Genomic DNA, 4,007 nt, shown 5'->3' on the forward strand with positions numbered 1-4,007 from the left:
CTCACCGAGGTAGCTCCCGACGGCTCCGAGACCTTTGTCGAGGAGACGACTGAGGATCGTCCCATGGACTATGTCCATGGTCTCGGGATCCTGCTGCCGGACTTTGAGAAGGAGCTAAGCGGTCTCGATGATGGGGATGCCTTTGACTTCACGCTCGAGCCTGAGGCTGCCTATGGTCCCATCCAGGAGCAGCTCCTGATGGATCTCGACAAGTCCATCTTCCAAGATCCGGAGGGAAAGTTTGATAGCGGCTTTGTACAGGTGGGGCGCTATGTCCCGATGCGTACCGCTGACGGTCAGACGGTCAATGGGCTGGTGCTCGACATCACGGAGGATAAGGTGAAGATGGACTTCAATCACCCGCTCTCCGGCAAGACGCTTCACTTCGTCGGTCACGTGCAGGAGGCTCATCCCGCCACGGATCAGGAGCTCAAGCGCTTCGAGCAACTCCTCCACGGGGGGTGCTGCTGCGGCTCAGACGATGACGAGTGCTGTGGACACCATCACGACGACACCTGCCACCACGGACGTGGCAACGACTGTCTCTGTCACAAGTCCCACTAAGCTCCCTTATTAGAACTGAGGTCTCTCCATTATCGTGGAGGGACCTCAGCGCTTTTGCACTGCTATTTAGTCGAAGGAGAAGACCTCGCGGAAGGCGTCCAGCAGCGCCTCCTTCGCCTCCACCATAGGGATCTCGTGTCCCAGCTCCCGAGCCATACTGGTGACACCGCGGTCGCTGAAGCCGCAGGGGTTGATCCAGTGGTAGGCATCCTCATGGGTATTGACGTTGAAGGCAATGCCGTGCATCGTGACGAAGCGGCTGGCGTGCACACCGAGGGCGCAGACCTTGCGGGGATAGCTGTCTGTATGCAGCCAGACGCCTGGGGCATCGTCCATCAGCTCACCGGCGAGCCCGTATCTACGCAGCACGGTGAGCGCCACATCCTCGAGGGCGGCAACGTAGCGCCTGACGCCGAGGTGTAACTGCTCGAGGTCGAGGATCGGGTAGACGGTCCACTGCCCCGGACCGTGGTAGGTGGCGTCACCCCCGCGATTGGTCCGGACGAGGTCGATACCTGCCTGGCGGATCTGCTCCTCGGGGTAGAGGAGGCTCTCCTCCTTAGCATTAAGCCCAAGGGTGATGACCGGCTTGTGCTCGTTAAAGATCAGATACTGCCTCGGCACCTCACCGCGGTGCTTTGCCTCAATCGCTTGGTCGAAGAGCTCTCGCTGCTGATGGTAGGAGTCGACGTAGCTGATGCCGGAGGGATTGATGATGACTTGTAGCTCAGTCATAGGTTTACCATTTTTTTTGGACATACTTCTCACACAGCATGGAGGCGGGGCAGTATTTACAGCCATCGCTGCTACCCGAGTCTACATCGAAGGTGAAGTCCGGGCTGATGACCAGTCTCACCGCCTCTCGCAGGTACTCCTTCACACTTGAGTCCACATTTGTCCGGTAGTCGCTGATCACGACCGGGTTCGGGTCTATTTCCTTTGGGACCTTCAGTGTGATGATGCCGTCATTAATGTCGGGCGCACCGGGCTTGAGGATCATCGGGCGGATGTTAAGGTTTTTATCTGACAAGAACCGGTTGAGCTCGCCCGACGTGAGTATCACGTCGCAGTAGTACAGGAGCTGGATGACTGCGCCGTTGATTTCCTTAGCCTGCTTGAGGCACTCGCCCAGATTATCCGACTCTTTAGGCCACTTAGATAGATCGCACTCGGTCTTGTCCCGCCCGGTCTTGTAGTCGATGATATTGATGGTGTCACCCTGCACGTCTATGCGGTCAATAACGAGCTTGAAGTTTGCTCCCACATAAGTGGTCTCTATCTCTATCTCCCCGCCGACGTAGGTGATGTCGCCGCCTGCCTGGACCCGCTCAAGGTCCGCCTCCACCATTCGCCGGACAAGTTTCCTCGTCATCTCGAGCTGGTTGTCGTTGTAGTCACTCTTCTTCGTCTCGAGATGGAGCTCCATGGCACTCTTGTCTACAGCATTGTCTATTATTGCATCGCTATTCAGGATTTCAGTGAGACTATTAAGTGAGAGACCATCTTTTTTCCCCTCACTCTCCTTATAGAGCAATTGCATCGCAGTGTGGAAGAGGGTACCACTGTCTCTCTTGTCGAGGACACCGGACAGGTTTTCGTCGTCCTTGATTCCCTCGATGGCGGTGTAGTAGAAGCGTCTCGGGCAGGTGTGGAAGTCCTTCATCCGTGAGGCGGAGAGGCGCTTTACCTTCTGTGTAGGCGTTTTGGCGCTTACGCTAGCCCTGTACCGGCTGACCAGCGTCTTGTCCTCAATGAAGTCGCCACCAGCCTCTGCTCTGGTGAGGGGAAAAGAGGCCTCCGCCTCGTACATAGGCACGTGGTAGACGTCCCTGAGGAGCTGCACGTAGCGTGACGGCTCTCCCACGGAAGAGTCTCCGGTGCGTGAGTCGTAGAGGAAGACTACGCGTTTGGCACGCGACATTAGACGGAAGAAATTGTAGGCTCTTGTCTGCTCCTGCAGATCGGTCGTCGGGAGGTCGTACGCTGTCCGGAGAGAGAATGGGATGGTCGTATCGAGCCGGGTGGCAGTGGGGAGGATGCCCTCAGCTGCATCGGGGATGATGACAGTGTCGAAGTCAAGCCCACGTGTCTCTAATAGCCCCATCACCTGTACGCCTCCCAGAGGCATGCCGCTGAAGGGGATCCTCGCCTGAGAGATCGTGGTGCGGAGGAGATCCACCACTACGGGGAAGGAGAAGGGGTTCGGGCTGCTCTCGGGGTGGCGCTCATAGTAGGCCCTCTGAGAGATGAGCTGTGGCCTAATGAGGTATCGACGGATGTACTTGATCATACCCTGCTCGGGATCCTCTTCCTCCTCTGTGGATGCGCTCTCCGTGACGAGGAGTCCGAGGAGATCATCCACCTGCTTCGTCAGCGCAACCCCCTCGGGATAGCGGACCATGTCTGTGGTCGACTGACAGAGGGTATCTGCTTTGCAGAAAATAGTCAGCAGTATATCCTTTGTGCGGCTTTTACCGGGGAAGTTCTTTTCGATCAGGGCCTGTAGGTCGTCGGTGCCGATGAAGTACCTCTTCTCGTCGATCAGCTGATCCATCAGCTGTCGGCGTGCTTCTACCATCTTCTTATCGGAGAAAAACTTGGAGAGGGCGGTCAGCAGGAGGATCTCGCATACCTCGGTGAGGCGGTACCGTTGCCCCCGCGTGTAGTAGTTGCTCCAGTACTTAAGCAGCAGGCTCAGCATTGCAGCGACGGGGATGCCCTTGATGGGGTAGCCCATGGTGACATTGATCTTGTCGATCCCCTTCGGCATATTGCTCAGCAGAGGCAGCAGGAGATTCTCGTCAGGTAGGACGATCGCCGTCTTCAGTGGTTCATCCGGGTCGAAGAGTGAAGTACTCTCATCGGTGCCGGTCAGCGACTTCTTGATCTTATCCCAGCCGTCCTCTTGCTTGCTTCTCTCTATCAGCTTACGGATCGCTCCGGTCTGGGCTACTGCCGAGGCGGTCGATATGAGTGCGGTGTGGAGCTCGTGTGCCTGATCGGGGTCCTCAAAGTCGATGTGGTAGGGCTCGTCGGTCGGAGCGGGGTAGTTGGTGGTATTGTATCTGACAAAGGAGCCGGCCAGTCCGGGAGACTTCAGGATCGGGTCGGTGAAGTAGTCCCAGTAGAAGATTGCCTTTTTGGACTCCTTGAAGTGGTCAAGGATCCTGTACATGGCGGGCGTCTGAGCATTGAGTCCCGCAAAGACGGTGATCATCCCGTCATCGGTGAGGCTGAGCTTCCCGGTCTTGATCTGCTCCGCCGCCTCCCGGAGCATCATCCCCTCGTAGGCGAGTCCATCCTCTCTCATGAGACTCTTGGCGGTGTCGTAGATCTCAGGGAGCTTCATCCAGAAGTCGAGGAACCTCTTTTTCATCTCCTCCGACTTGCTCCCGTCCATCGTCGTCAGCTCCGGCAGCTTCGCGTCCTTCTCGTATATCAGC

Annotated in this window: 3 protein-coding genes; 1 reads left to right on the plus strand and 2 read right to left on the minus strand. The window is 57.1% G+C overall.

Translation table 11 applies throughout. The features are described 5' to 3' along the window. Positions 1-564 (plus strand): peptidylprolyl isomerase (locus tag Q0F21_RS06050; protein ID WP_297238307.1); only part of this gene is annotated, 564 nt, incomplete at its 5' end. A 66-nt stretch (positions 565-630) separates the two neighbouring features. Here the strand turns inward: Q0F21_RS06050 and lipB are convergent. Both lipB and Q0F21_RS06060 read right to left on the minus strand, forming a co-directional pair. Continuing rightward, a complete protein-coding gene (gene lipB / locus Q0F21_RS06055; RefSeq protein WP_297238309.1) occupies positions 631-1,299 on the minus strand; it encodes a lipoyl(octanoyl) transferase LipB in 669 nt (222 codons plus the stop codon). A 4-nt stretch (positions 1,300-1,303) separates the two neighbouring features. Then, on the minus strand, positions 1,304-4,007 hold a 2,704-nt coding region (locus tag Q0F21_RS06060), incomplete at its 5' end, for a PD-(D/E)XK nuclease family protein (protein ID WP_297238311.1).

The sequence above is a fragment of the uncultured Porphyromonas sp. genome (assembly GCF_934359325.1).
GTDB lineage: Bacteria > Bacteroidota > Bacteroidia > Bacteroidales > Porphyromonadaceae > Porphyromonas_A.

Excerpts from the sequence above, each read along its gene's own strand:
- lipB (WP_297238309.1), bottom strand. The coding sequence starts at position 1,299 with ATGACTGAGCTACAAGTCATCATCAATCCCTCCGGCATCAGCTACGTC.